A 2,577-nucleotide genomic window follows, 5' to 3' on the forward strand; every position below is an offset into this window, starting at 1 on the left:
GTGCTTGCAGAGCACCTTCAACGCGGCAAGACGCTCCCCCAGCGTGCCGCCGTACAGCAAGGATTCAAGATACGCGGTGCCGTTGCTCATCGGATCTCCTGAGGAATCGCCGTGACAACAGCCACGGTTTGCCTCGCTCAAATTCAAAATAATAGAAAGGCCTATTTTGAATTTCCCTCATCGTGCCATGACTTGTCCGCTGTCAACCACCAGCGTCTGTCCCGTGATGCACCTTGCATGCTCGGAGCAGAGGAAGCACACCGCGTCGGCGACATCCGACCGCTTGATCTCGCGGCCGAGCGCGGTCAGCGAGACGTAGTACGGGATCACTTCCTCCGGCCGGATGCCCTTCTTCTCGGCACACACCTTGATGTACTCCGGGTTCCAGATTTTCGATCCCTCGAACACGTTGCCGGGCGCGACGGCGTTGACGCGGATGCCGTCGGGGCCGAGTTCGAGCGCCCAGCCGCGCATCAGGTGCAGCTCGCCGGCCTTCGTCGCGTTGTACGCCGAGTTCGCCTTCGACGCTTCCAGGCCGGACTTCGAGGAGATCATCACCATCGACCCGCCCTGGCCCTGCGACTTCATGATCGGCGCCGCCTCGCGCGCCGCGAGGAAGTACCCGGTCAGGTTGATTTCCAGCGCGAGCCGCCACTTGTCCACGGGCGTATCGACGAGCGGATACGCCGGCGCGATGCCCGCCGCGCAAACAAGGATATCGACCCCGCCCCAGTGCCGAACCGCGCTGTCGAACGCCTCGCGGACCGACTGTTCGGCCGTCACATCCATGCGGACCGCAAGCGCGCGGGCCGGATCGCTCGCGGCTTTTGCCGCCGCGTCGAGACCCGCCACGTCGATATCGCAGAACGCGACCGCCGCGCCTGCGTCGACCAAGCCCTGCGCGATGCCGAGTCCGAGGCCGGACGCCGCGCCGGTTACGACCGCGATCTTGCCGGAGAGCAGCTCGGCGGGCCGGTCGAGTTGCTTCGAACGGTAGTGCTCGACCTCCCAGTCGCAGATGAAGCGTGTCGAGCGCTCGTCCAGGTTGTGCGCGCCGCCGCGTCCTGCGGCGAGGCGGGCCGTGCGGGCTGCGTTCGATGCGACCGCCTCGACCACGTCGAGCTTCGCCAGATCGTCCGCCAGCAGGATCGCCCCGGCGCCGCGCACAAGCAGCACGCGCGGCGGCGCGGCAGCGCCGCGCCAAACGTCTGACTTGTCTGGCTTGTCCGACCCGCCGCCCAGCGCCGATTCGACCGCGGCGGCCGCCGCACCGAGCGACTCCGCCGCGTACCAGCGCGGGCCGGTGTAGACAATCTGATCCGGGCTGAGCGCACCGCTTGTGAACAACTTCTGCAGCGCCTGATCGCCCGCCGCATATGACAGCTCCGTGTCGGCCGACAACCGGGCAAACACCGTCCGCTTCTGCTTCGCCTGCCAGACCCGCCGGATCGCCGCCATCGCTTCGCGCAGCATGGCGGAATCCGCAGCAGCCGCTCCGCGCGGAACCGCCGCCTTCGCATCGAACAGCCGCTCGCAGCGCGCGACCCAGTCCGCGTGAAGCGCAATGCACGCCTCCGCGTCGTTCGCCGACACGAATATGCCGTGATTCTCCAGCAGCAACACAGCCGGCAGCTTGCGATGCTCCTTCTGATACGCCTGCACGGCCGTCTTCACGCTCGCGCCGAGCCGGTAGCCGGGATCAGTGTATGGCACCCAGAGCGGCGGCGCCTCGCCCGGCTTCGTCAGCTCCGCCAGCGCCGATTCCTTCGGCCCGCACGTCAGCGCGTTCACCGCCGCAGGATGCGTGTGAATGACAACCGTGCCGAGCAGTGCGTGCAGCGACGCCTCGACGGACGGGCGGCCACCGGGCCCGCCGATGACCGCGGCCTTGAGCAGTTTGAGTACCTTCGCCTCGCGCGACGCGGCGTCGATCCGGTCAAGGCCTGGCGCATCGAGCACCGCCCGCGCCGCCGCGAGGTCGAGCTCGGCCCAGCCGGCGGACTCGCTGACCGCCGCGAGCGGCGTCCCGCTCGTCTTCACGAGCATGGTCTTGCCGTCGGCTGATTTCGCCGACGTGTTCCCCCCGCCGCCCTGAACGTACTCCGGGTTCGTTCCGACGGCCTGCGAGATACGTACCAACGCATTGAGCGCATTGCGGTCCATGTTCGACCTCGTCAACTTCTGTCACTCGCAATCGATCACGATCTTGATGCCGCGGCCGGCTTCGATCGTCTCGTACGCCTTGAGAATATCATCCAGCGGGAACCGGTGCGTCACGAACTTCCCGGCGGGCAGGTCGCCGCCGGCGACCATGTCGAGCGCCTGAAGGTAATGCCGCAGGTTCGACGCGAACGCGCCGAACACGGAAATCTCGTTGTAATGAATCAGATTCGTGTCAACCGGCAACACCGGGTCATCCTTCGGCACTCCGGCGAAGAACGACACGCGGGCCTTCTTCCGCGCGAGCGACAGCGCGACGCCCTGCACGGACTTCACCGAGCACGCGGTCAAAAGCACGTCGAACTTCTCGCCGCCCGCCGCTTCAAGGATCTGCTCGGCGACGTCGCCGCTCCCTGT

General features: G+C 66.9%; 2 protein-coding genes. Both read right to left on the bottom strand.

Translation table 11 applies throughout. The features are described 5' to 3' along the window. Nucleotides 1–177: 177 nt before the first annotated feature. Nucleotides 178–2,163, bottom strand: a complete 1,986-nt coding sequence (locus WC493_RS23615) for an SDR family oxidoreductase (protein ID WP_373069166.1) — start codon at nt 2,161–2,163, stop codon at nt 178–180. A 21-nt stretch (nt 2,164–2,184) separates the two neighbouring features. Next, nucleotides 2,185–2,577, bottom strand: a 393-nt coding sequence (locus WC493_RS23620) for a zinc-binding dehydrogenase (protein ID WP_373069168.1), incomplete at its 5' end; no start/stop codon positions are given.

It is taken from the genome of Zavarzinia sp. (genome assembly GCF_041650655.1).
Lineage (GTDB): Bacteria > Pseudomonadota > Alphaproteobacteria > Zavarziniales > Zavarziniaceae > Zavarzinia.